Consider the following 22,821-nt stretch of genomic DNA (forward strand, 5'->3'; position numbering starts at 1 on the left):
GGCTTACTCGCCGGGGTTCTGAAGGGCGAGGCGGGAGTTGCTGGCTTCCTCTTCACCCTTCTGGGTCAAACGTTGCGACTCGATGGCGGCAAAGTCTTCCGCACTGACGTCGCCGGTGATGTACACACCGTCAAAACACGATGCCTCGAAGCCCTTGATGGCCGGGTTCAACTCCCCCACCACCTTCTTCATGGCATCCACATCCTGATAGATCAGGGCATCACAGCCAATGATCTTGCGGATCTCCTCGATCGTGCGGCCATGGGCCACCAGCTCGCTCTTGGTCGGCATGTCGATGCCGTAGACATTGGGGAAGCGCACAGGAGGTGCGGCCGAAGCCAGGTACACCTTGTTGGCGCCCGCCTCGCGGGCCATCTGCACGATTTCCTTGGAGGTCGTGCCACGCACGATCGAGTCGTCCACCAGCAGCACGTTGCGCCCCTTGAACTCCAGTCCGATGGCATTGAGCTTTTGACGCACGCTCTTCTTGCGCACGCCCTGCCCCGGCATGATGAAGGTCCGGCCGACATAGCGGTTCTTCACAAAACCTTCGCGATAGGGCTTGCCCAGCTTCTGTGCCAGTTGCATGGCAGACGGGCGGCTCGACTCTGGAATGGGGATGACCACATCGATCTCCGACGGCGGCATGGTCGAGATGACGCGCTGCGCCAGGGTCTCACCCATGTTGAGACGCGCCTGGTAGACCGACACGCCATCGATGACGGAGTCAGGACGCGCCAGGTACACATACTCGAACATGCAGGGGTGCAGCATCGGGTTGTCTGCACACTGTTTGGCATGAACGATGCCGTCGAGATCGACGAACAGCGCTTCGCCTGGCTGCACATCACGCACGAAACGGTGGCTCGTGCCTTCCAGGGCCACAGACTCACTGGACACCATCACTTCGCGACCTTCCGGCAGGTCGGCTTCACCGTAGCACAGCGGACGGATGCCATTGGGGTCACGGAAGGCGACCAGGCCATAGCCGGCGATCAGACAGACCACGGCATAAGAGCCCTTGATACGCTTATGCACGGCACGCACGGCAGCGAAAACGGCATCCGGCGTCAGGGGCAGATCGCGGCCAGCCAGTTCCAGCTCGTGCGCAAACACGTTGATCAGCACTTCGGTGTCGCTGTCGGTATTCAGGTGACGACGGTCGATTTCAAACAACTCGTCACGCAGGGCGTGGGCGTTGGTGAGGTTGCCGTTGTGGACCAGCACCAGACCGAACGGCGCGTTGACGTAGAAAGGCTGCGCCTCTTCTTCGTTGAACGCATTGCCTGCGGTCGGATAACGCACCTGGCCCAACCCCACCGTACCCGGCAAGGCGCGCATGTTGCGGGTACGGAACACGTCCCGCACCATGCCACGGGCCTTGTGCATGTAGAACTTGCGCCCATGCGCATCCGGGCCGGCCGTCACGATGCCGGCTGCATCCTGACCCCGGTGCTGCAGCAGCAGCAAGGCGTCATAGATCAGTTGATTGACTGGCGCCTTGGAAATCACACCAACGATGCCGCACATGGTTCACCTCTCAGCACAAAACAATTCGATCGGATCAGGACTGCCTGGGCAGGAATTTGACCACCTGCTCTGGCAGAACGGGCCTCAAACCCGTCAAAAACACTCGTAACGACGCGACGCTGCGTGAAGCCTGCCACGGCTCCCAGCGCGTCAGCGGGGTCATGTCGACCAAGGTGCACACCACCAGGGCGATCAACAGCCCCCGCAAAAAACCAAAGACCATGCCCATCAGACGATCGGCACCGCTCAATACCGAGCTGCGGATCATCTGGGTCAACAACCAGGTCAACAGCGCCCAGGCCATGAGCGCTGCCACAAACACCACGGCCATCCCGGCCAGCACATTCGTGCGCGAACCAGGCTCGCCAATCGGCACCAGCTGAGCACCCGGCACTGCAAACCAATGCGCCGCAAAGTAGGCAAACACCCAACCCAGCAGCGACAGCAACTCCTTGAGCAGCCCGCGCCAGGCACCCAGGGTGATCGAGACAATCAAACCCAGCGCGAACAACAGATCGACCAGGGTCCAGGACGACAAATCGAACATCACAACGTCAGCACCGCTCCGGTCAACCCTGCCTTGCGCAGGGACGCAGCAGCCTTGTCAGCCTCAGCCTTGCTCGCGAAGGGCCCCACCCGCACGCGAACCTTCTTGGTCCCGTCCGTGGTGACTTCCTGGGTATAGGTCTTGATGCCCAGGCGCTCGACCTTCAGACGAACCTCACGCGCAGCAGAGACATCGGCAAAGGCACCCACCTGCACGATGTAACGGTCGCTGCCGGTATCCGTCGCAGGTTTGGATGGGGCAGCAGCTGTCTTGGTGGCTGCAGTCGGCGCGCTGGCCTTGCCCTTGGGCGCAGAGGCGGCTGCAGCAACCGGCTTGGCTGCAGGCTTGGAAGCCGCCTTGGCCGCCACAACGGGCTTCTCCGCGGGCTTGTCCGCAGCAGTCTTCGCCGGCGCCTTCTCTGCGGGCTTGTCTACAGGCTTCTTGGCAGGAGTGGGTTTGCTGGCCGGTCGAGCGGGCTCGACAGGTTTGTCCTCGATGAACTCTTCCTTCGGCTCCTCGCTCTGCACACGCTGAGGCGCAGGCGCTGGAGGCGTCACCGATGCGATGGCGGGGGCCGGCCCGGAGGCAGCCGATTGCACCACCACCCCACTGGCACGGTTGCCTGCTGCCGCCACCACCTGGACATCACCGGACATCGGGCGCGGTTGGGTCTCGAACAGCCAGGGGAACCCGATCACACCGGCCACCACCAGCACCACCATGCCCACCAGTCGGCGCCGGGCCTTGACCCGGGCCTGCTCGACGTCAGCAGATGACATGGGCACCGCCCCGGAGGCCGGCTCCTGGGCACCCTGGCGGAAACGCTGGAGAAACGAAGGCAGCGGCATGCTCGAATTGGGCTGGTTGGTAGCCTGATCAGGCGGACTGGGGCGAATCTGACTGCAGATGCGGCGCATTCAGCCGAGGCAAGCCCTCGTGCAGCACCCCACCCACGGTGAAGAAGGAACCAAAGACCACGATTCTATCCGCCGGGTCCGCTGCCGCCAGCGCGGCATGCAGCGCATCCATCGGAGAAGCATGCGTGCTCACGGCGACTTCCCGCTTCACCATGGATGTGGAGGTCAGTTCGTCCGATTGCAAGGCCTCCGCCAACCTGGCTGCGCTGGCAGCCCGTGGCGTAGGCAGATCACAGCAATACCAGGCATCAATGATGGGATACAGCTTGCGCACCATGCCCGCCAGATCCTTGTCGGCCATCGCCCCCCACACGGCATGCGTGCGAGGTGAAAAACCCATCTGGTCCAGGTTCGCAGCCAGCGTCGCTGCGGCATGCGGGTTGTGGGCCACATCGAGAATCAAGGTGGGCTGACCGGGAATGATCTGGAACCGACCCGGCAGCTCCACTGTGGCGAGCCCGGTGCGAACCGCTTGCGCCGACACCGGCAGTCGGTTGCGCAGGGCGTCCAGCGCCGCGAGCACCCCTGAAGCATTGAGCAATTGATTGGCGCCGCGCAAAGCCGGGTAGGCCATGCCGTTGAAACGCTTGTGGCGCCCAGCCCATGACCACTGCTGGCGGTCGCCTGCATAGTTGTAGTCGCGCCCGAACAGCCACAGGTCAGCCCCGATCTCTTCCGCATGCGCGACCACGCTGGCCGGCGGTTGCGGATCGGACACCACCACAGGGCGCCCCGCGCGCATGATGCCCGCCTTCTCGCGTCCGATCGATTCGCGATCCGGCCCCAGAAACTCCATGTGATCCAGGTCGACACTCGTGATGATGGCGCAATCCGGGTCCACCACGTTCACCGCATCCAGTCGACCACCCAGGCCGACCTCCAGCACCACGGCATCCAGCCCTGATGTAGCCAGCAGACGCATGATGACCAGGGTGGTGAATTCGAAATAGGTCAGTGCCGTTTCGCCGCGTGCCGCCTCGACCGCCTCGAAATGCGGCAACAGTTGCGAGGCCTCCACCAGCTTGCCCAACAGGCGGCAACGCTCTTCGAAGTGGACCAGATGAGGCGACCCATACACGCCCACCTTGAAGCCGGCGGACTGCAGAATGCCTTCAATCATGGCGCAGGTGGAACCCTTGCCGTTCGTACCGGCCACGGTGAACACCACCGGCGCATCGCGCCCCTCGTCCTCGGTACCGCATGGCGTACCCAGGGTCACCCCCATGCGCTGCCAGACCTGTGCCACCCGCTCCAGACCCATGTCAATGGTCACAGGGTGCAGGCGTTCGCAATGAGCCAGCCACTCGGCCAGCGTTTGAGGAGCACTCATCGATTCAATCGTCCATGCCAGAAACAAAACGGGCTGCAATCAGCGCAGCCCGCATCATGGAGGTTTTCAAAAAACAGCTTGCTGTCGGGGTGATCGCCCCGAATCAGGCCACGGCGTCGGCAGGTTGACGCTGCAACATGGCCAGCGAGCGGGCGATGGTCTGACGCAACTCGCGGCGGTCGAGGATCATGTCGACCGCGCCCTTTTGCAGCAGGAACTCGGCGCGCTGGAAGCCCTCGGGGAGCTTTTCACGCACGGTGTTCTCGATCACGCGCGGACCGGCGAACCCGATCAGGGCCTTGGGTTCAGCGATGACGATATCGCCCACAAAGGCAAACGAAGCCGACACCCCACCCATGGTCGGGTCGGTCAGCACGCTGATATAGGGCAGCTTGGCTTTGGCCAGCAGCGTCAGTGCCGCATTGGTCTTGGCCATTTGCATCAGGCTCAGCAGCCCTTCCTGCATGCGAGCACCACCCGTTGCCGTGAAGGACACGAAAGGCGTCTTTTGCTCCACAGCTGTTTCGACGCCGCGCACAAAGCGTTCGCCGACCACCGAGCCCATCGATCCGCCCATGAAATCGAACTCGAAGCACGCAGCCACCACCGGAATGCTGTGCACCGAACCACCGATCACCACCAGCGCATCGGTTTCACCGGTGGCCTCCATGCCCTGCTTGAGGCGATCGGGATACTTCTTGTTGTCCTTGAATTTCAGGGCATCAACCGGCAGTACCTCCTGACCGATCTCGAAACGACCTTCCGCATCCAGGAAGGCGTCCAGACGGGCGCGGGCGCTGATCCGGTGATGGTGCCCGCACTTGGGACACACATTCAGGTTGGCTTCGAGGTCGTTCTTGTAGAGCACCGTCTCACATGAGGGGCACTTGATCCACAGGCCTTCCGGAATCGAGCGGCGCTCGGCAGGGTCGGTCGGTTGAATCTTGGGCGGCAGCAGTTTCTCAAGCCAGCTCATGCTCAGGCTCCTTTCAAGGTATCCAGGGCAGCGCGGATGTCGGCGATGAAGTCGCGGGCAGCCGACACCACGGTGTCACGGGTCTGTTTTTCCAGCAATTGGACAATAGCCGAACCGATCACGACGGCATCCGACACGGCGGCCACAGCCTTGGCGGTCGCCGCATCACGGATGCCGAAGCCGACGCCCACGGGCGTATTCACATGCTTCTTGATCAGCGGAACCATGCTGGCCACGGCATCGGTATCGAGGTGACCTGCGCCCGTCACGCCCTTCAGCGAGACGTAGTAGACATAGCCACTGGCCACACGACCGACCTGCTCCATGCGGGACTCGGTCGACGTGGGCGCCAGCAGGAAGATCGGGGCCAGGCCCTCTTCCTTCATGTTGGCGGCGAAGGTTTCGCACTCTTCAGGCGGGTAATCGACCACCAGCACACCGTCCACACCAGCCGCCTTAGCATCGCGCACGAAAGCACCCTTGCCGTGGTGCAGGTCATGACACTCGATCGGGTTGGCATAGCCCATCAACACGACGGGCGTATGGGTGTTCTGCTCACGGAAGCGCCGCACATCTGCCAGCACATCCGTCAGGGAAACGCCCTTTGCCAGGGCACGCTCGGCGGCACGCTGGATCACCGGGCCATCGGCCATCGGATCAGAGAACGGTACGCCCAGCTCGATGATGTCGGCACCGGCATCTGCCATGGCCCACATCAGCTCCGGCGTCATGTCCTTGAAAGGGTCACCGCAGGTGATGAAGGGAATCAGGGCCTTGCGCCCCTGGTCGCGCAGCGAAGCAAACGCGGCATCAATACGGAAGGAAGCGCTCACAGCTGGCCTCCTTCCCAGATCTTTTGCTCGGAACCCTTCACGTCCAGCCCACGGCAGGAGGGGCGGCAGTAGAACTCGGCCCCGGTCAGGTCGGCGACCGTGCCGATGTCCTTGTCACCACGCCCGGACAGGTTGACCAGGATGTGCTGATCGGGACGCATCGTGGCGGCCAGCTTCATGGCATGGGCAGCCGCGTGGCTCGACTCGAGCGCGGGGATGATGCCTTCGGTACGGCACAGACGGTGGAAGGCCTCGAGGGCTTCCTTGTCGGTGATGCCGACATACTCCGCACGGCCAATGTCCTTCAGATAGGCATGCTCAGGGCCCACACCCGGGTAGTCCAGGCCCGCCGAGATCGAATGGGTTTCCGTGATCTGGCCATTCGCATCTTGCAGCAGGTAGGTGCGGTTGCCATGCAGCACGCCCGGCACACCCTTTTGCAGCGACATCGAATGCTTGCCGCTGTCAGCCCCCTCGCCTGCAGCCTCCACGCCGATCAGGCGCACCGACTCGTGAGGGATATAGGGGTAGAAAATACCCATCGCGTTCGAGCCACCGCCCACACAGGCGATGACGGCATCTGGCTGGCGGCCAATCTGGTTGGGCATCTGGGTCAGACACTCTTCGCCGATCACGCTCTGGAAGTCGCGCACCATGGCCGGATAGGGATGAGGCCCTGCCACCGTACCGATGATGTAGAAGGTGTTCTCGACATTGGTGACCCAGTCGCGCATAGCCTCGTTGAGCGCATCCTTGAGGGTGCGGCTACCCGATTCAACCGGCACCACCTTGGCACCCAGCAGATGCATGCGGTACACATTGGGCGACTGACGTTTGACGTCTTCCGCCCCCATGTAGACCACGCACTCGAAACCATAGCGGGCACAGATGGTGGCAGTCGCCACACCGTGCTGGCCTGCGCCGGTTTCCGCGATCACGCGGGGCTTGCCCATGCGCTTTGCCAGCAAGGCCTGACCAATCGTGTTGTTGACCTTGTGCGCGCCCGTGTGGTTGAGGTCTTCACGCTTGAAGTGGATCTGCGCCCCACCGATTTCGCGACTCAGGCGCTCGGCGTGGTAGATCGGGCTCGGGCGCCCCACGAAGTGGGCCAGTTCCTTGCGGAACTCGGCAAGGAAGGCCGGATCGTGGCGGTAGTGCTCGTATGCGGCCTTCAGTTCATCCAGCGCATGGATCAGCGTTTCGGAAACAAAAGTGCCGCCGTAGGGGCCAAAGTGGCCCCGCGCATCGGGCTGTTCGTAATTCAGCATGAATTTCTCGGTAACTCAAACCGCGCGAACCGCAGCAGACTCGGCACACAACCGGTCAGCCTCTCGCACGGCCTGACAAAACTGACGCATCAGCACGGCATCCTTGATCCCCTTGGCCGACTCGACGCCAGAACTGACATCGACCGCCCATGGGCGCACGCTTTGCACGCCCTCCTGGACGTTGCCGGGGTGCAGACCGCCAGACAGGATCATCGGGCAGCGCAGACCGGAAGGCAACAGGGACCAGTCAAACACCTTCCCACCGCCACCATAGCCCTCCACGTGGGCATCCACCAGCATGGCCTGGGCAGCAGGAAACTGATGGGCGAAGTCTAACAAATCGAACCCGGGTTCCATGCGGGCAGCGCGGATATATGGGCGCCCAAATTTTTCACATTGTGAAGACACCTCATCGCCATGGAATTGCAGCAGGGCCTGAGGCACCGCCTCAACAGCCAGTTCGACGAGTCTGTCATCTGCGTTGACCAGCAACACCACCGGCATGACAAAGGGGGGCAGACGCTTCGCGAGCTCGGCCGCACGGGCCACCGATACCGCTCTGGGGCTTTTGGCGTAAAGAACGAAACCAATGGCATCCGCACCGGCCTCAACGGCCGCATCCACATCGCCTTCACGGGTCAGGCCACAAATCTTGATGCGGGTACGGTGGTTCGGGGGCAGTTGCGTGTCATTCATGAGGCGGGATTGTCGCCTCAATCAGGCAACCAGGCCATACCGGGCACTTCGGTCGGCAGTTCCCAGACGGGGTCATATTGCGGCCCCAGAAAGTACAGCCCGTCAGGCGAAAAGGTGGGGGCAGCGACCTGACGGTTGCGCGCTGCCAGCACCTGCCGCATCCAGGACGGCGGCTGCGTACCGGTGCCCACCGCGATCAGACAGCCCATGATGTTGCGGATCATGTGGTGCAGAAAGGCCTTGCCCTCGAAATCAAAGCGCCAATACGCACCAGCCATGCCCACAGGCGCGACGCAACGCCGAATGCGGATGGCACGCAATTCCTTGACCGGCGTGGGAGACTGGCACTGGGCCGAACGAAAGCTGCTGAAGTCGTGCTCGCCAATCAAACAGGCCGCAGCTTGCTCCATGGCTGCCAGATCCAAGGGGCGAAACACCCATCCGACCTGCCCCGCCTCGATCGCCGGACGCACAGCCGCCTCCAGCAACACATAGGCGTAACGCCGCCCTTGCGCGCTGTTGCGAGCATGAAAGTCAGGCGTGACTTCCTTGGCCCACTGCACCGCGATATCAGAGGGCAAAAAGGCATTGGTGCCCCGCACCCAGGAAAAGGGCGCGCGGTCCAGGGTCGTGTCGAGATGCACCACCTGGTTGATACCGTGGACACCAGCATCCGTGCGCCCTGCACAGAGCACCTTGACTGGCTCGACGGCGAACGCGGCCAGAGCCGACTCCAGGGCGTCCTGAACCGTGCCGCCACCGGGCTGGCTCTGCCAGCCCTTGTACTGTGTGCCGCGGTAAGAAACGCCGAGGGCGACCCGGCGGGTCGCCCTCGGTGATGTCATGGACATAAAAACGATCAGCTGAGGCTATCGAGCATGGCTTGTGCCTTGACTTGCAATGCACCCGACGAATTGACAACAACTTCCTGCAGCAATTCCCGTGCACCGTCGACATCACCAATCTGACGGAACTCTTCTGCCAGCTCCAGCTTGCGCGCCATGGGGTCTGCAGGCTCGTCCAGCGCAGGCGCAGGCTCGCCAAGCAAATCGCCCGAAGCCGTATCGCCTTCAGACTTTGCTGGCGTATCCAGGTCGAGGCTCAGATCGAAACCACCAGCCGGAGCCACTGCAGCGGGAACCTCTGCAACAGGCTCGTCAAGTGACGGCAGATCAAAATCAAGACTGTTATCTCCCTCGACCTTGTGCTTGACAGGCTCGGGCACATCCCCGCCGGCACCGGGCAGGTCCAGCGATGGCAAGTCTGTGAACGGGTTCAGAGGTGCTGCCTGCGCAGCGCTGGGCGCCACTGGCACGGCCGCAGCCTCAACCGGCTCAGAGGTGATGTCCAGATCGAGGTCCACCATTTCCGGGGCAGGCTCTGGTGCGAGCGGAGCGGCCACCGAATCGAGCTGGCTAGGCGCAGGCACCACAGAGTGCGGAATGGTGCTGGCACCCAGGTAGTCAATCTGCGGCTCGACATCCACGCGTGCAGCAGACGGCTGACCACCAGGTTGATACAAGGGGTTTTCAGGGTCGATACCTTGACCAAGTTCTTGTGCCTTGGTCCAGTCGTCCCCCTTGCCATTGGTCAGGTCGTACAACTGCATGGCAAGTTGTTCGAAGCCCTTGGTATCGCGACGCTTGGCATACACCTCCAACAACTTGGTGCGGATCGCCATGCGTTCCGGCGTGCTGCGCAGAGCTTCCTTGAGGATTTCTTCGGCCTGCAGGTCGCGGCCATAGGCCAGGTACACATCGGCCTCGGCCACAGGGTCCACGTCGCCGATGGCGTCAAGCTGGCTGAGCGAATAGCTCATGGAAGACGGCGCGCCCGTGGCATCACGGGTGTCAACACGTTGCCCACCGCTGGCACCGAAGAATGAATCTGGTTGCAGACGGCTTTCAAGGAAAGAGGTCTCACCCGTGTCCGCACGGCGACGCGAGCGCAGGAACAAGATGGCCGCAGCCAGCACGGCAACACCAGCCCCGGCACCAAACACCATCATCGGGTCGATCGAGCTCAGGAAACCAGGCTCTTCCTCTGGCGCAGGAGCGGGCATCGGAGCCGGCTTCTTGAGTGCCGGAATCGAAGCTGCTGCAGATGCAGCCGACGCGGCCTCGGATGCTGCATCAGCGACCACCGCAGCAGTCGATGCAGCCGCACTGGCGGCCGACGCAACGGCGGGCACACTGGGAGCCGCAGGCGCCGAAGGGATCACCGCCGGAGCAGAAGGCACCACTGGCGCAGCCACCACTGGTGCAGAAGCAGCCTTGTCCTTCAGCTTGCGCAATTCGTCCAGATTTTTCGACAGCTCAGCCACACGAGCGGTGCTCTCAGCCTGAGCGCGGTTCTTGGCCAGCCGGTCTTCAGCCGCAGGCTTATCAGGGGTAGCGGCCACACTGCCCTTGCTCAGCGTGAGCTTGTCAGGCTTGGGTGCCGCTGACTGCTTCTGATCCTTGACCTCGGCCTCCACCTTGCCTGCAGCTTGTCGCTGAGGCGCTTCGGCGACCTTGGTCGACACCGTACCAGCCAGACGCTCACGATAGGCCGCGAAGTCGGCGCTCTGAGCCTGGATGATCTGGCGTGCTTCAGGCTGGCTGACAGACTTCAACTGCTCGGCCGAGGGCACATTGAGCACCACACCGGCCTTCAGCCGGTTCATGTTGCCGGCAAAAGCACTTGGATTGGCCCGGTACAGGCCAACCAGCATCTGATCCAGCGACACCCCATCCAGGGCGTTGCGACCAGCGAGACCAGAGAGCGAGTCGCCCGAGTGAACCTTGATGGCATGCTCGCCTTCAGCCCCTGCAGACGCCGCTGGTGCCGGCTTGGCTACCGTTGCAGGCTTGCTGGTCGGTACAGATGCAGGCGCACTTGCCGGCGGAGGAGCCGACTTGGCTGCCTTGGCCGTCTTGCTGGCAGAAGGCTCGGTGCTCGCCGAAGCCACAGGAGCGGGCTTGGCAGTCAGCGCGACTGGAGCCGGCGCGTCCATCACGGGCGCGGTCGAGGCGCGAGCAGGCGTGCGGGTGTTGGTGGGGGGGTCAAACAGCAGGGTGTATTCACGCACCAGTCGACCGGAAGACCAAGCCAGATCCAGGATCAGGTCCACAAAAGGCTCCTGAACCGTGCGATCACTGGAAATACGGAGAAATGGACGGCCATCAGCCCGGCGCTGCAACGTGATCGTGGCAGAAGACAGGGCGCCATTGAAATCAACACCCGCTGCACGATAGGTTTCCGGCGTTGCCACCTTGACCTGCAGAGTCGATGCCTCTTCGGATGTCAGACTGGTGACATCGATCTCGGCACGCAGGGACTCGCCCAGAGCCGATTGGACATTCAGGCGCCCGAGACCCAACGCCCAGGAGGACGCCGGCAAAGCAGACAAAACGGCACAGGCTGCTGCAACAGCAACCCGATTCAGGGCAAAGCGCCCCGTGGACAACGAATGATCTTTCAAGGCGTCTCCCAAGTCGTCGTGGGGCACTTGGCGGACCCTTGGCACGCCTAGATCATTCAAGATTCTGAGGCTAGCCAGCACCCCGTAGACGGTACGCAGCAGAAAACACAATAGCAGCAAGCAGATAGGGTGACAAGCTCATGCAAATACTGAGTTGGCACCTTATGACCGCGATTGAGACATTCTCCGCCGGCGGATCGGGATATTGTCGTCTGACGACAACAATATCCCGCTTTCTCGGCCAAGTGCGTTGTAACGCCTTGTGTCCGACGCCCTGAAATCAGGCTTATGCGCCCAGCAAGATACGCAGCATGCGGCGCAGCGGCTCTGCAGCACCCCACAGCAACTGGTCACCAATGGTGAAGGCGCCGACATATTCGGGGCCCATGGCCAGCTTGCGCACACGGCCCACAGGAATCGTCAGGGTGCCGGTCACGGCCACCGGGGTCAGATCCTTGATGGTGGCCTCACGCGTGTTGGGCACCACCTTCGCCCACGGGTTGTCTGCGGCGATCATCGCTTCGATGTCGGCCACCGGCACGTCCTTCTTCAGCTTGAAGGTCAGGGCCTGGCTGTGGCAACGCATGGCACCAATGCGGACGCAGAAACCATCGACCGGGATCGGGGCCGAACCAAAGCCTTCACCCAGACCCAGGATCTTGTTGGTTTCGGCCATGCCCTTCCACTCTTCCTTGGACTGGCCATTACCCAGGTCCTTGTCGATCCAGGGAATGAGCGAACCACCCAGCGGCACGCCGAAGTTGGCGGTCTCAGCGCCCGTCAGCGAGCGCTGCTTGGCGATGATCTTGCGGTCGATTTCCAGAATGGCGCTCTTGGGGTCATCCAGCAGGGCCTTGACCTCGCTGTTGAGTGTGCCGAACTGGGTCAGCAGCTCGCGCATGTGCTGAGCACCGCCGCCTGACGCAGCCTGGTAGGTCTGCGTGGACATCCACTCGACGAGACCGGCCTTGTACAGTGCGCCCACGCCCATGAGCATGCACGACACGGTGCAGTTGCCACCCACCCAGTTCTTGCCGCCCTTGGACATGGCGTCCTTGATCACGGGCATGTTCACCGGGTCCAGGATGATGATGGCGTCATCCTTCATGCGCAGCGTCGAAGCAGCGTCAACCCAGTGGCCGTTCCAGCCGGCAGCGCGCAGCTTGGGGAACACCTCGCTGGTGTAGTCGCCGCCTTGCGCCGTGACGATGATGTCGCAGCGCTTGAGCTCATCGATATTGAAGGCGTCCTTCAGGGTCTTCTCGTTCTTGGCCATGGCCGGGGCAGCGCCACCAGCATTGGATGTCGAGAAGAACAGGGGTTCAAAGTGGTCGAAGTCGCCTTCGGCCAGCATGCGGTCCATCAGAACCGAGCCAACCATGCCGCGCCAGCCAACCAGACCAACCAGAGTCGTTGCCATGATGTGAGTCCTCAATCAGATGTGAATATCGTGTTGCCTCAGCCTTGCGCCTTCAGGGCAGCCACCACGGCCTCGCCCATCTCCACGGTGCCGACCTTCTTCGTGCCTTCGCTGTAGATATCGCCCGTGCGCAGGCCTTGCTCCAGCACAGTCTGCACTGCGCGCTCGATGCGGCTGGCGGCTTCTTCCTGGTTCAGGCTGAAGCGCAGCATCATGGCGGCACTCAGGATGGTCGCCAACGGGTTGGCAATGCCCTGCCCCGCGATGTCCGGTGCAGAGCCGTGGCTGGGCTCGTACAGGCCTTGGCCCTTGGCGTTCAGCGAAGCCGAGGGCAGCATGCCGATCGAGCCGGTCAGCATCGAGGCTTCGTCCGACAGGATGTCACCGAACATGTTGCCAGTCACCACCACGTCAAAGCGCTTGGGCGCCTTGACCAGCTGCATGGCAGCGTTGTCCACGTACATGTGATCCAACTCGATGTCGGGGTACTGGGCATGCACTTCGGTGACGATGTCTTTCCAGAACTGGAAAGTTTCCAGCACATTGGCCTTGTCGACGCTGGTCACGCGCTTGTTGCGCTTGCGAGCAGCCTGGAAGGCAACGTGGGCGATGCGCTCGATCTCGGGGCGCGAGTAGCGCATCGTGTCGAATGCCTCCGGAGCGCCCTTGAATTCGCCGTCCGGTGCCTCACGGCGACCGCGTGGTTGCCCAAAGTAGATGTCTCCGGTCAACTCACGGATGATGAGGATGTCCAGGCCTGCCACCAGCTCGGGCTTGAGGCTCGACGCATGGGTCAGTTGCGGATAGCAGATGGCCGGACGGAAGTTGGCGAACAGACCCATGTTCTTGCGCAGACCCAGGATGGCCTGCTCAGGACGCAGTGGGCGGTCCAGCTTGTCGTACTTCCAGTCACCCACCGAGCCAAACAGCACGGCGTCAGACTCCATGGCCAGCTTCAGGGTGTGCTCGGGCAGCGGATGGCCGTGCGCATCGAAAGCGGCACCGCCTACCTTGGCCTCTTGCATCTCGAAGGTCAGGTCCAGGGCTTTGAGCACCTTGACGGCTTCGTTGACGATTTCGGGGCCAATGCCGTCACCCGGCAAAACTGCAATCTTCATGACCATGGTGTCTCGGTTAACGTGGGTTCAAACAATGCGGTTGTTCAGCCAGGGCTTTTGAGCCAGGCGTTGCGCTTCATAACTGCGGATTTCATCGGCATGGCGCAGGGTCAGACCGATGTCGTCAAAGCCGTTGAGCAGGCAGTACTTGCGGAAAGGCTGCACGTCAAAGGCCAGTTCGGCGCCATCAGGCTTCACCACGACCTGACGCTCCAGATCGATGGTGAGTTCATAGCCCGGGAAAGCGAAGACCTCGTTAAAGAGGTTGTCGACCTGCAACTCGCTCAGCACGATGGGCAGCAGCCCGTTCTTGAAGCAGTTGTTGAAGAAGATGTCGGCAAAGCTTGGGGCAATGATGGCGCGGAACCCGTATTGCTCCAGGGCCCAGGGTGCGTGCTCACGACTCGAACCGCAGCCGAAGTTCTTGCGTGCGATGAGGATCGATGCTCCCTGGTAACGCGACTGGTTCAGCACGAAATCAGGGTTGGGCTTGCGAGAGGCCGGGTCTTGTCCTGGCTCACCCACATCCAGATAGCGCCATTCATCGAACAGGTTTGGGCCGAAGCCCGTGCGCTTGATCGACTTCAGGTACTGCTTCGGGATGATCGCGTCGGTATCGACGTTCTCCCGATCCATCGGGGCCACGACCCCTTTGTGAATGCGAAAAGCTTGCATGGCAAATTACTTCTTGGAGGCGTTGGAGATGGCCTCACCAGCCTTCTCGATGTCCTGCCCCACGCCGTGCACGGTGTTGCAACCGGTCAGCGCGACGACAACCAGCAGTGCGAACAGAGAAAACAGACGCTTCATGTGAATCACTCCAGGCTTGGGGGGTTATGAAATTCAGGCGATGCGACGGATGTCGACAAAATGGCCCTGCATGGCAGCCGCCGCAGCCATGGCCGGGCTGACCAGGTGGGTGCGACCACCAGCACCTTGACGGCCTTCGAAATTCCGGTTGCTGGTCGATGCACAGCGCTCTCCCGGGTCGAGTCGGTCGGCGTTCATGGCCAGACACATCGAACAACCTGGCTCACGCCACTCGAAGCCAGCCGCCTTGAAGATCTGATCCAGACCTTCGCGTTCAGCTTGCTCCTTGACCAGACCGGAGCCGGGCACCACCAGCGCCAACTTGATGTTGGAGGCCACACGACCGCCGATGCGCTTGACCACTTCAGCGGCAGCGCGCATGTCTTCGATACGGGAGTTGGTGCAGGACCCGATGAACACCTTGTCAACGACGATGTCGTTGATGGCCTTGTTGGGCTCGAGCGCCATGTATTGCAGCGCACGCTCCATGGCCGACCGCTTGACCGGATCCTTTTCCTTGTCAGGATCGGGCACGCGATCGTCGATGGACAGCACCATCTCGGGCGAAGTGCCCCAGGTCACCTGCGGCTTGATCTGCGATGCATCGAGTTCAACCACGGCATCCCAGTGGGCATCGGCATCAGAATGCAGCGTGCGCCAGTACGCCACGGCCTGATCCCATTCCACACCCGTCGGGGTGAAGGGCCGGCCCTTGACGTAGTTGATGGTGGTGTCGTCGACCGCCACCAGACCCGCGCGGGCACCGCCTTCGATCGCCATGTTGCAGACGGTCATGCGGCCCTCCATGCTCAAGGCACGGATGGCGCTGCCGGCAAACTCGATGGTGTAACCGGTGCCGCCCGCGGTACCGATGCGACCGATGATGGCCAGCACGATGTCCTTGGCGGAACAGCCCTTGGCCAAGGTGCCTTCCACCTTGACGAGCATGTTCTTGGCCTTCTTGGCCAGCAGGGTCTGAGTGGCCAGCACGTGCTCGACTTCGGACGTACCGATGCCGTGGGCCAGCGCACCGAAAGCCCCGTGCGTGGAGGTATGGCTGTCGCCGCAGACCACCGTCATGCCGGGCAAGGTAGCCCCCTGCTCAGGGCCGATGACGTGCACGATACCTTGGCGCTTGTCACTCATCTTGAACTGCGTGATGCCCACGGCATCGCAGTTCTTGTCCAGCGTGTCCACCTGCAGGCGCGACACCGGATCAGCAATGCCATCCGTGCGGTCGGTGGTCGGCACGTTGTGGTCGCTCACAGCCAGGTTGGCTGACAGACGCCACACCTTGCGCCCGGCGATGTTCAGCCCTTCAAAAGCCTGAGGGCTGGTCACTTCATGCAGCAACTGACGGTCGATATAAAGCACGGCGGTGCCGTCTTCTTCCGTGTGGACGACATGCTCGTCCCAGATCTTGTCGTAAAGGGTGCGTCCCATGGTGGCAATCACGCGGGAGGGGCTCACGCCCCAGGTTGAAGAGAATTTGGAATTTTACGACACGGTGACAGTGATACCCCTGCCCTCATGTCAACAAGCCAACAGCTGGAGGTGTCTCTCAACGGATTCAAGCCCCCAAAAAACAAAACCCCGGCCTGGGCCGGGGTTCTTGCCGCAGGCAGCCTGAGCCGCCTGTCTGGGCTGGGGCCGATCAGCGTTGAGCGATAGGCTTGACGTCGCGCTTGTCGGAGCCGACAAACAGCTGGCGGGGACGGCCGATCTTGTACTCGGGGTCACCGATCATTTCGTCGAGCTGGGCGATCCAGCCAACGGTGCGGGCCAGCGCGAAGATGGCGGTGAACAGCGGCACGGGGATGCCGATGGCGCGCTGCACGATGCCCGAGTAGAAGTCGACGTTCGGGTAGAGCTTGCGCTGCACGAAGTAATCGTCTTCCAGGGCGATCTGCTCCAGCTTCTTGGCCAGACCGAACAGCGGATCGTTTTCCAGACCCAGCTCGGACAGCACTTCGTTGCAGGTTTCCTGCATCAGCTTGGCACGAGGATCGTAGTTCTTGTACACGCGGTGACCGAAGCCCATCAGGCGCACGCCAGAGTTCTTGTCCTTCACCTTTTCCATGAACTCGCCCACCTTCGAGATGCCGCCCATGGCCTGGATGTCTTCCAGCATGTTCAGGCAAGCTTCGTTGGCGCCACCGTGAGCAGGGCCCCACAGGCAAGCCACGCCAGCGGCGATGGCAGCAAACGGGTTGGTGCCCGACGAACCGCACAGACGCACGGTCGAGGTCGAAGCATTTTGCTCGTGGTCAGCGTGCAGGATGAAGATGCGGTCCATGGCGCGTTCCAGCACCGGGTTGACCTTGTACTCTTCGCACGGCGTAGCGAACATCATGCGCAGGAAGTTGCCAGCGTAGGACAGGTCGTTGCGCGGATAAGCGTAGGGTTGGCCTTCCGAATACTTGTACGCCATGGCAACCAGGGTCGGCATCTTGGCGATCAGGCGGATGGCCGCAATCTTGCGGTGTTCCGGGTTGTTGATGTCGGTGCTGTCGTGGTAGAAGGCCGACAGGGCACCCACCAGACCGGTCATCACGGCCATCGGGTGCGCATCACGACGGAAGCCGCGCAGGAAGAATTGCAACTGCTCGTTGACCATCGTGTGGCTGGTCACGTTCTGGACGAATGCATCCTTTTGCGTCTGGTTCGGCAGCTCGCCGTTCAGCAGCAGGTAGCAGGTTTCCAGGAAGTCGCAGTTGGTGGCCAATTGCTCGATGGGATAGCCGCGGTACAGCAGCTCACCCTTGTCACCATCGATGTAGGTGATCTTCGAGTTACAGGACGCCGTCGACAGGAAGCCGGGGTCGTAAGTGAACTTGCCGGTCTGTGCGTACAGCTTGCGGATGTCGATCACGTCAGGGCCAATGCTGCCCTTGTAGATCGGCAGATCCATGCTGGGGCTGCCGTCAGAAAACGACAGGGTGGCTTTCACGTCGGACGGGGTCATGAGCGCTCCTAGAGGGTCGGTCTTGCGAATTGGACTAATTATCGGGATATCGGGGCATCTGCCTGGGCAGGCAGACGCGACGCACCGGCGGCATGTATCAACTCCAGCACCTGACGGACGTCGACGGTGTCCAGATCACCTTCAGGGGTCTTGCGACCGATGAAAAGATCCAGCAAGTCATTGTCAGCCAAGTCCATGAGTTGAAGCAAACCCTGTACCAGCGAAACTGTGAGTTTCTCTTCGTGCAGCTCGAAAAACCGGTCGATGAACAGGTCGTTTTCGAGCAGCCCGCGCCGGCAGCGCCAACGCAGTTTCCGCAAAGTGTCGGGATCAGGCACCTCAGTGTGCCCAGCTACAGATTGCGGAGACGGCGTCAGGGTCATGGCTATGCAGGTTCGAGGTCAGTCTTGGATCAGACGGCGCGGCGCACCATCAGTTCCTTGATCTTGCCAATGGCCTTCGTGGGGTTCAGGCCCTTCGGGCAGACGTCCACGCAGTTCATGATGGTGTGACAACGGAACAGACGGTATGGGTCTTCCAGGTTGTCCAGACGCTCGCTCGTGGCTTCGTCGCGGCTGTCGGCGATGAAGCGGTAGGCAGCCAGCAGACCGGCAGGACCCACAAACTTGTCAGGGTTCCACCAGAAGCTCGGGCAGCTGGTCGAGCAGCTCGCGCACAGGATGCACTCGTACAGACCGTCCAGCTCCTCACGCTCTTCCGGCGACTGCAGGCGCTCCTTTTCGGGAGGCAGGTTGTCGTTGATCAGGTAAGGCGTGATCGAGTTGTACTGCTTGAAGAACTGGGTCATGTCCACGATCAGATCGCGAACCACAGGCAGACCTGGCAGCGGCTTCAGCACGATGGTCTGAGGCAGCGTGCGCATGTTGGTCAGGCAGGCCAGACCATTCTTGCCGTTGATGTTCATGGCATCGGAGCCACACACACCTTCACGGCAGGAGCGACGGAATGCGATGGTGGGATCAACCGCCTTCAGCTTGATCAGGGCGTCCAGCAACATGCGTTCGTTACCTTCGAGTTCGATCTCGATGGTCTGCATGTAAGGCTTGGCGTCCTTGTCAGGGTCGTAGCGGTAAATCTGGAAAGTACGCTTTTGGGTCATTTTGGATTCCTCTAGACGACACGCTGACGATCAGAAGGTACGGGCCTTGGGAGGCACGGACTCGACAGTCAGAGGCTGCAGGTTGACGGGCTTGTAGTCGAGGCGGTTGCCTTCGGAGTACCACAGCGAGTGCTTCAGCCAGTTGACGTCATCACGATGAGGATGGTCGTCGTGAGCGTGCGCGCCACGGCTTTCCGGACGGGCGGCAGCAGCCACCATCGTGGCCTGGGCCACTTCGATCAGGTTCTCGACTTCCAGCGCTTCAATGCGGGCGGTGTTGAAGACCTTGGAGTTGTCCTTCAGACCGATGTTCTTCACGCGCTCACGCACGGCAGCGATCTTGCTGACGCCTTCGTCCATCGAGGCCTGCGTACGGAACACACCGGCGTGAGCCTGCATGGTCGAGCGGATGTCGTTGGCGACGGTCTGACAGTATTCGCCGTTCTTGGCGCTGTCGAGGCGAGCCAGACGCGACAGCGTGTAGTCGGCCGCATCCTTGGGCAGCGGCTTGTGCGACTTGGTCGAGCTGGCAAATTCGACGATGTGGTTGCCAGCAGCGCGGCCGAAGACCACCAGGTCGAGCAGCGAGTTCGTGCCCAGACGGTTGGCGCCGTGCACCGACACGCAGGAGCATTCACCCACAGCGTACAGGCCATTGACGATGTCGTTGTACTTGCCATTGGCCGGCACCACGACCTGACCGTGCACGTTCGTCGGGATACCACCCATCTGATAGTGGATAGTCGGCACCACTGGAATGGCTTCCTTCGTGATGTCGATGTTGGCGAAGTTGTGGCCAATTTCGAACACCGACGGCAGACGCTTGTGGATGGTCTCGCCACCCAGGTGGGTCATGTCGAGCAGCACGTAGTCCTTGTTGGGACCGCAACCTCGGCCTTCCTTGATTTCCTGGTCCATGGAGCGAGACACGAAGTCACGCGGAGCCAGATCCTTCAGGGTCGGGGCATAGCGCTCCATGAAGGCTTCGCCATTCACGTTACGCAGGATGGCGCCTTCGCCACGGCAGCCTTCGGTCAGCAGCACGCCCGCACCGGCCACGCCAGTGGGGTGGAACTGCCAGAACTCCATGTCTTGCAGCGGGATACCCGAACGAGCAGCCATGCCCAGGCCGTCACCCGTGTTGATGAAGGCGTTGGTCGAGGCCTGGTAGATACGGCCAGCACCACCGGTGGCGAACAGCACGGTCTTGGCGTGCAGGATGTGGATGTCACCGGTTTCCATTTCCAGCGCAGTCACACCCACCACGTCACCTTCGGCGTCGCGGATCAGGTCCAGGGCCATCCACTCCACGAAGAAGTTGGTGCGGGCCTTGACGTTTTGCTGGTACAGCGTGTGCAGCAGTGCGTGACCGGTACGGTCAGCAGCGGCGCAAGCACGTTGCACCGGCTTTTCACCGTAGTTGGCGGTGTGGCCACCAAACGGACGCTGGTAGATGGTGCCGTCAGCGTTGCGGTCGAAGGGCATGCCGAAGTGTTCGAGTTCGTACACGACCTTCGGTGCTTCGCGGCACATGAACTCGATGGCGTCCTGGTCGCCCAGCCAGTCGGAGCCCTTGATGGTGTCGTAGAAGTGATAGTGCCAGTTGTCTTCGGACATGTTGCCCAGAGAAGCACCGATACCACCTTGCGCAGCCACGGTGTGCGAACGGGTCGGGAACACCTTGGACAACACGGCCACATTCAGGCCAGCCAGAGACAGTTGCAGCGACGCGCGCATGCCGGAGCCGCCGGCACCGACGATCACGACGTCAAATTTGCGAGTGGGAAGAGAAGTTGCGATCGCCATTTTTAGAGTCTCCACAGCACTTGGATCGCCCAGCCAGCGCAGCCAACCAGCCACACGAGCGTGAACACGTGCAGAGCGAGGCGGATGCCAACGGGTTTGATGTAGTCCATCCAGATGTCACGCATGCCGACCCACACGTGGTACAGCAGGGACAGGATCACGACGAAAGTCAGGAACTTCATCCACTGGGCGGAGAAGATGCCGGACCACTTGTAGTAGCTCAGGGGCTCGCCAAAGATGACCTGCGCCAGCAGGACCACCGTGAACAGGGCCATCAGGAGGGCGGTGACACGCTGGGCCATCCAGTCGCGCAGGCCATAGTGCGCACCGACGACGATGCGCTTGGTACCGTAGTTTTGAGACATGGTGAGAATTTCCTGCGATCAGAAAATCAGAAGAGGCCAAACAGCTTGGCGCCGAGGATGACGGTCAGACCGACGCTGATCACCATGGTGGCGACAGCCGACGACTTGCCTTGTTCCTTCGTGACACTGTGGGTCAGGTCCATCCACAGGTGACGAACACCTGCGGTGAAGTGGTGCAGATAGCCCCAGATCAGAGCCAATGCAATCAGTTTGAAGAACCAGCCTGGAACAGCTCCACCAGCGCAACCGACATTGAAGACGGATGTGAACTGGTCATATGAGATCTCCGACGACACGCTGGTGTCGAACATCCAGATGATGAAGGGCATCAACAGGAACATCATTGCGCCGCTGACGCGGTGCAGGATCGACACGAAGCCCGCAACCGGCAAGCGGTAGGTGCGGATATCGGTGATGTGGATGTTCCGGTAGACGGGGCGGGGGGGTTTCGCGGTATCAGCCATTTTTCTGGAGGCTCCTGCCTAGCGTCAAAAAACAGTCAAAGAGAGAATCCGGGATTTTAGGGCAATCCCTTGTCCGGCGGATCTGGAGAACACGATTTCAGAGTGACATGCACATGAAATCGACTTCGGGGCAAAGAATCGGGGCGTGCGCATCAGCTGAGTTCGTTTCGATAGTGGTGCGCCTCCGTGAGGTACAGGCCCCTGCGCAACTCGACCGGCTTGTCGTCGTACGTGCGCGACAGGCGTTCAACGCTGAGCAAGGGGGTTCCAACGGGAATCTGCAAAACCTGTGCGTCGGCCTCCTTGGCCAGCACCGCGCGGATCTTTTCTTCGGCGCGGATCATGCGCACACCGAATTCACTTTCGAAGAGGCCGTACATGGGCCCCTTGTACTGGCTCATGCGTTCAGCCGTCAGACCTTTGAAGAGATGCGCCGGCAACCAGATGTCATCAAGCACGACCGGACGGTTGTTGAAATGCAGCACACGGCGCACTTCGACCACCATGTCGCCCGCCTTGAGCTGGAGTGCACGGGCCACATCGGCTGGCGCACGTTGTCGACGGCAATCCAGGAATTCACGCTTGGACTCCCTACCCGTCTCGGGGTTGTCTGGTGTCAAGCGCAGGAATCGGTACTGGACCCGCTCTTCCGAATGGGTGGCTACAAAGGTGCCTTTACCCTGGCGGCGAACAAGGAGATTTTCAGCAGCCAGTTCGTCGATCGCCTTGCGAACGGTGCCTTGGCTGACCTTGAAACGGGCGGCGAGCTCAACCTCGCTGGGGATGGCCTCACCAGGGCGCCACTCTCCGGTCTGGAGGCTGCGCAGGATGAGGGCCTTGATCTGCTGATAGAGGGGACTGAAGGACGGCCCCACAACGCCAGCGGGCGAAGCCACAGTGGCTTCGTCGGAAACGGCAGAGGAAGGCGTAGGGGTCACCACAGCAGAAATGTCTCTTTTGTCAGTGCGATCGGGGTGTGATCGATACGGGTTGGGTTGGGCAGGGATGTCGCCCGTTGTCAACCAGGACGGGCATGATTGCACCACATCTGGCGAGCAAAGTCCAATCATAGACTGAAAGATATCTTATATAAGACATAAGATGCTTGACACGCAAAAAATGGACACTTCCACTGCGTGAGCGCTACACTAGCGGGCTGTTACCTCACCCCTTCCTACCTTCTCTATCTCTCG

At 61.4% G+C, this 22,821-nt stretch carries 22 protein-coding genes; all 22 read right to left on the reverse strand.

The window, feature by feature from the left end; all coding sequences use genetic code 11:
• Positions 1-3: 3 nt before the first annotated feature.
• The 22 genes from purF to ACE3PH_RS02915 all read right to left on the reverse strand — a co-directional run bounded on the left by purF (position 4) and on the right by ACE3PH_RS02915 (position 22,578).
• The gene (gene purF, locus ACE3PH_RS02810) at positions 4-1,530 is read right to left on the reverse strand and encodes an amidophosphoribosyltransferase (RefSeq protein ID WP_374316316.1); all 1,527 of its coding nucleotides are present in this window, start codon (positions 1,528-1,530) and stop codon (positions 4-6) included.
• Positions 1,531-1,564: 34 nt separating this feature from the next.
• The gene (locus ACE3PH_RS02815) at positions 1,565-2,077 is read right to left on the reverse strand and encodes a CvpA family protein (RefSeq protein WP_374316318.1); all 513 of its coding nucleotides are present in this window, start codon (positions 2,075-2,077) and stop codon (positions 1,565-1,567) included.
• Positions 2,077-2,925, reverse strand: coding sequence for an SPOR domain-containing protein (locus ACE3PH_RS02820; RefSeq protein ID WP_374316320.1), 849 nt, complete (start codon positions 2,923-2,925; stop codon positions 2,077-2,079). The genes ACE3PH_RS02815 and ACE3PH_RS02820 overlap by 1 nt, the downstream gene beginning before the upstream one ends.
• Positions 2,926-2,953: 28 nt before the next feature.
• Entirely contained in the window at positions 2,954-4,324 is a 1,371-nt protein-coding gene (gene folC / locus ACE3PH_RS02825) for a bifunctional tetrahydrofolate synthase/dihydrofolate synthase (RefSeq protein WP_374316322.1), read from the reverse strand.
• A gap of 103 nt (positions 4,325-4,427) precedes the next feature.
• On the reverse strand, positions 4,428-5,300 hold the full coding sequence (accD, locus tag ACE3PH_RS02830; protein ID WP_374316324.1) for an acetyl-CoA carboxylase, carboxyltransferase subunit beta: 873 nt from the start codon (positions 5,298-5,300) through the stop codon (positions 4,428-4,430).
• Positions 5,301-5,302: 2 nt separating this feature from the next.
• Positions 5,303-6,133, reverse strand: a complete 831-nt coding sequence (gene trpA, locus ACE3PH_RS02835) for a tryptophan synthase subunit alpha (RefSeq protein ID WP_374316326.1) — start codon at positions 6,131-6,133, stop codon at positions 5,303-5,305.
• Positions 6,130-7,401 (reverse strand): tryptophan synthase subunit beta, encoded by a 1,272-nt coding sequence (gene trpB / locus ACE3PH_RS02840; protein WP_374316328.1) that lies wholly within the window; start codon positions 7,399-7,401, stop codon positions 6,130-6,132. The genes trpA and trpB overlap by 4 nt, the downstream gene beginning before the upstream one ends.
• Positions 7,402-7,416: 15 nt before the next feature.
• A complete protein-coding gene (locus ACE3PH_RS02845; protein ID WP_374316330.1) occupies positions 7,417-8,097 on the reverse strand; it encodes a phosphoribosylanthranilate isomerase in 681 nt (226 codons plus the stop codon).
• A 17-nt stretch (positions 8,098-8,114) separates the two neighbouring features.
• Positions 8,115-8,948, reverse strand: a complete 834-nt coding sequence (truA, locus tag ACE3PH_RS02850) for a tRNA pseudouridine(38-40) synthase TruA (RefSeq protein ID WP_374316332.1) — start codon at positions 8,946-8,948, stop codon at positions 8,115-8,117.
• An 8-nt stretch (positions 8,949-8,956) separates the two neighbouring features.
• Positions 8,957-11,560 (reverse strand): FimV/HubP family polar landmark protein, encoded by a 2,604-nt coding sequence (locus ACE3PH_RS02855; RefSeq protein ID WP_374316334.1) that lies wholly within the window; start codon positions 11,558-11,560, stop codon positions 8,957-8,959.
• Positions 11,561-11,846: 286 nt separating this feature from the next.
• Entirely contained in the window at positions 11,847-12,980 is a 1,134-nt protein-coding gene (gene asd, locus ACE3PH_RS02860; RefSeq protein ID WP_374316336.1) for an aspartate-semialdehyde dehydrogenase, read from the reverse strand.
• Between the two features lie 38 nt (positions 12,981-13,018).
• Positions 13,019-14,098, reverse strand: a complete 1,080-nt coding sequence (gene leuB / locus ACE3PH_RS02865; RefSeq protein ID WP_374316338.1) for a 3-isopropylmalate dehydrogenase — start codon at positions 14,096-14,098, stop codon at positions 13,019-13,021.
• A gap of 27 nt (positions 14,099-14,125) precedes the next feature.
• Positions 14,126-14,773: a 3-isopropylmalate dehydratase small subunit gene (leuD, locus tag ACE3PH_RS02870; protein WP_374316340.1), complete on the reverse strand. Its 648-nt coding sequence runs from the start codon at positions 14,771-14,773 to the stop codon at positions 14,126-14,128.
• 6 nt (positions 14,774-14,779) lie between these two features.
• Positions 14,780-14,908, reverse strand: a complete 129-nt coding sequence (locus ACE3PH_RS02875) for an entericidin A/B family lipoprotein (protein WP_374316342.1) — start codon at positions 14,906-14,908, stop codon at positions 14,780-14,782.
• A gap of 33 nt (positions 14,909-14,941) precedes the next feature.
• A complete protein-coding gene (gene leuC, locus ACE3PH_RS02880) occupies positions 14,942-16,351 on the reverse strand; it encodes a 3-isopropylmalate dehydratase large subunit (protein ID WP_374316344.1) in 1,410 nt (469 codons plus the stop codon).
• Positions 16,352-16,562: 211 nt separating this feature from the next.
• Positions 16,563-17,873, reverse strand: coding sequence for a citrate synthase (locus ACE3PH_RS02885; protein WP_374316346.1), 1,311 nt, complete (start codon positions 17,871-17,873; stop codon positions 16,563-16,565).
• 38 nt (positions 17,874-17,911) lie between these two features.
• Positions 17,912-18,256, reverse strand: coding sequence for a succinate dehydrogenase assembly factor 2 (locus tag ACE3PH_RS02890; protein WP_374316348.1), 345 nt, complete (start codon positions 18,254-18,256; stop codon positions 17,912-17,914).
• Positions 18,257-18,285: 29 nt separating this feature from the next.
• Positions 18,286-18,993 carry a succinate dehydrogenase iron-sulfur subunit gene (locus ACE3PH_RS02895; protein ID WP_374316350.1) on the reverse strand — a complete coding sequence of 236 codons (708 nt, stop codon included), beginning with the start codon at positions 18,991-18,993 and terminating at the stop codon, positions 18,286-18,288.
• 30 nt (positions 18,994-19,023) lie between these two features.
• Positions 19,024-20,799, reverse strand: coding sequence for a succinate dehydrogenase flavoprotein subunit (sdhA, locus tag ACE3PH_RS02900; RefSeq protein ID WP_374316352.1), 1,776 nt, complete (start codon positions 20,797-20,799; stop codon positions 19,024-19,026).
• A gap of 2 nt (positions 20,800-20,801) precedes the next feature.
• Entirely contained in the window at positions 20,802-21,164 is a 363-nt protein-coding gene (gene sdhD, locus ACE3PH_RS02905) for a succinate dehydrogenase, hydrophobic membrane anchor protein (RefSeq protein WP_374316354.1), read from the reverse strand.
• Between the two features lie 26 nt (positions 21,165-21,190).
• The gene (sdhC, locus tag ACE3PH_RS02910) at positions 21,191-21,628 is read right to left on the reverse strand and encodes a succinate dehydrogenase, cytochrome b556 subunit (protein ID WP_374316356.1); all 438 of its coding nucleotides are present in this window, start codon (positions 21,626-21,628) and stop codon (positions 21,191-21,193) included.
• 152 nt (positions 21,629-21,780) lie between these two features.
• Entirely contained in the window at positions 21,781-22,578 is a 798-nt protein-coding gene (locus ACE3PH_RS02915) for a GntR family transcriptional regulator (protein ID WP_374316884.1), read from the reverse strand.
• Positions 22,579-22,821: the final 243 nt, after the last annotated feature.

The sequence above is a fragment of the Aquabacterium sp. genome, assembly GCF_041909175.1.
In the GTDB taxonomy this organism is placed as follows: Bacteria; Pseudomonadota; Gammaproteobacteria; order Burkholderiales; family Burkholderiaceae_C; genus Aquabacterium.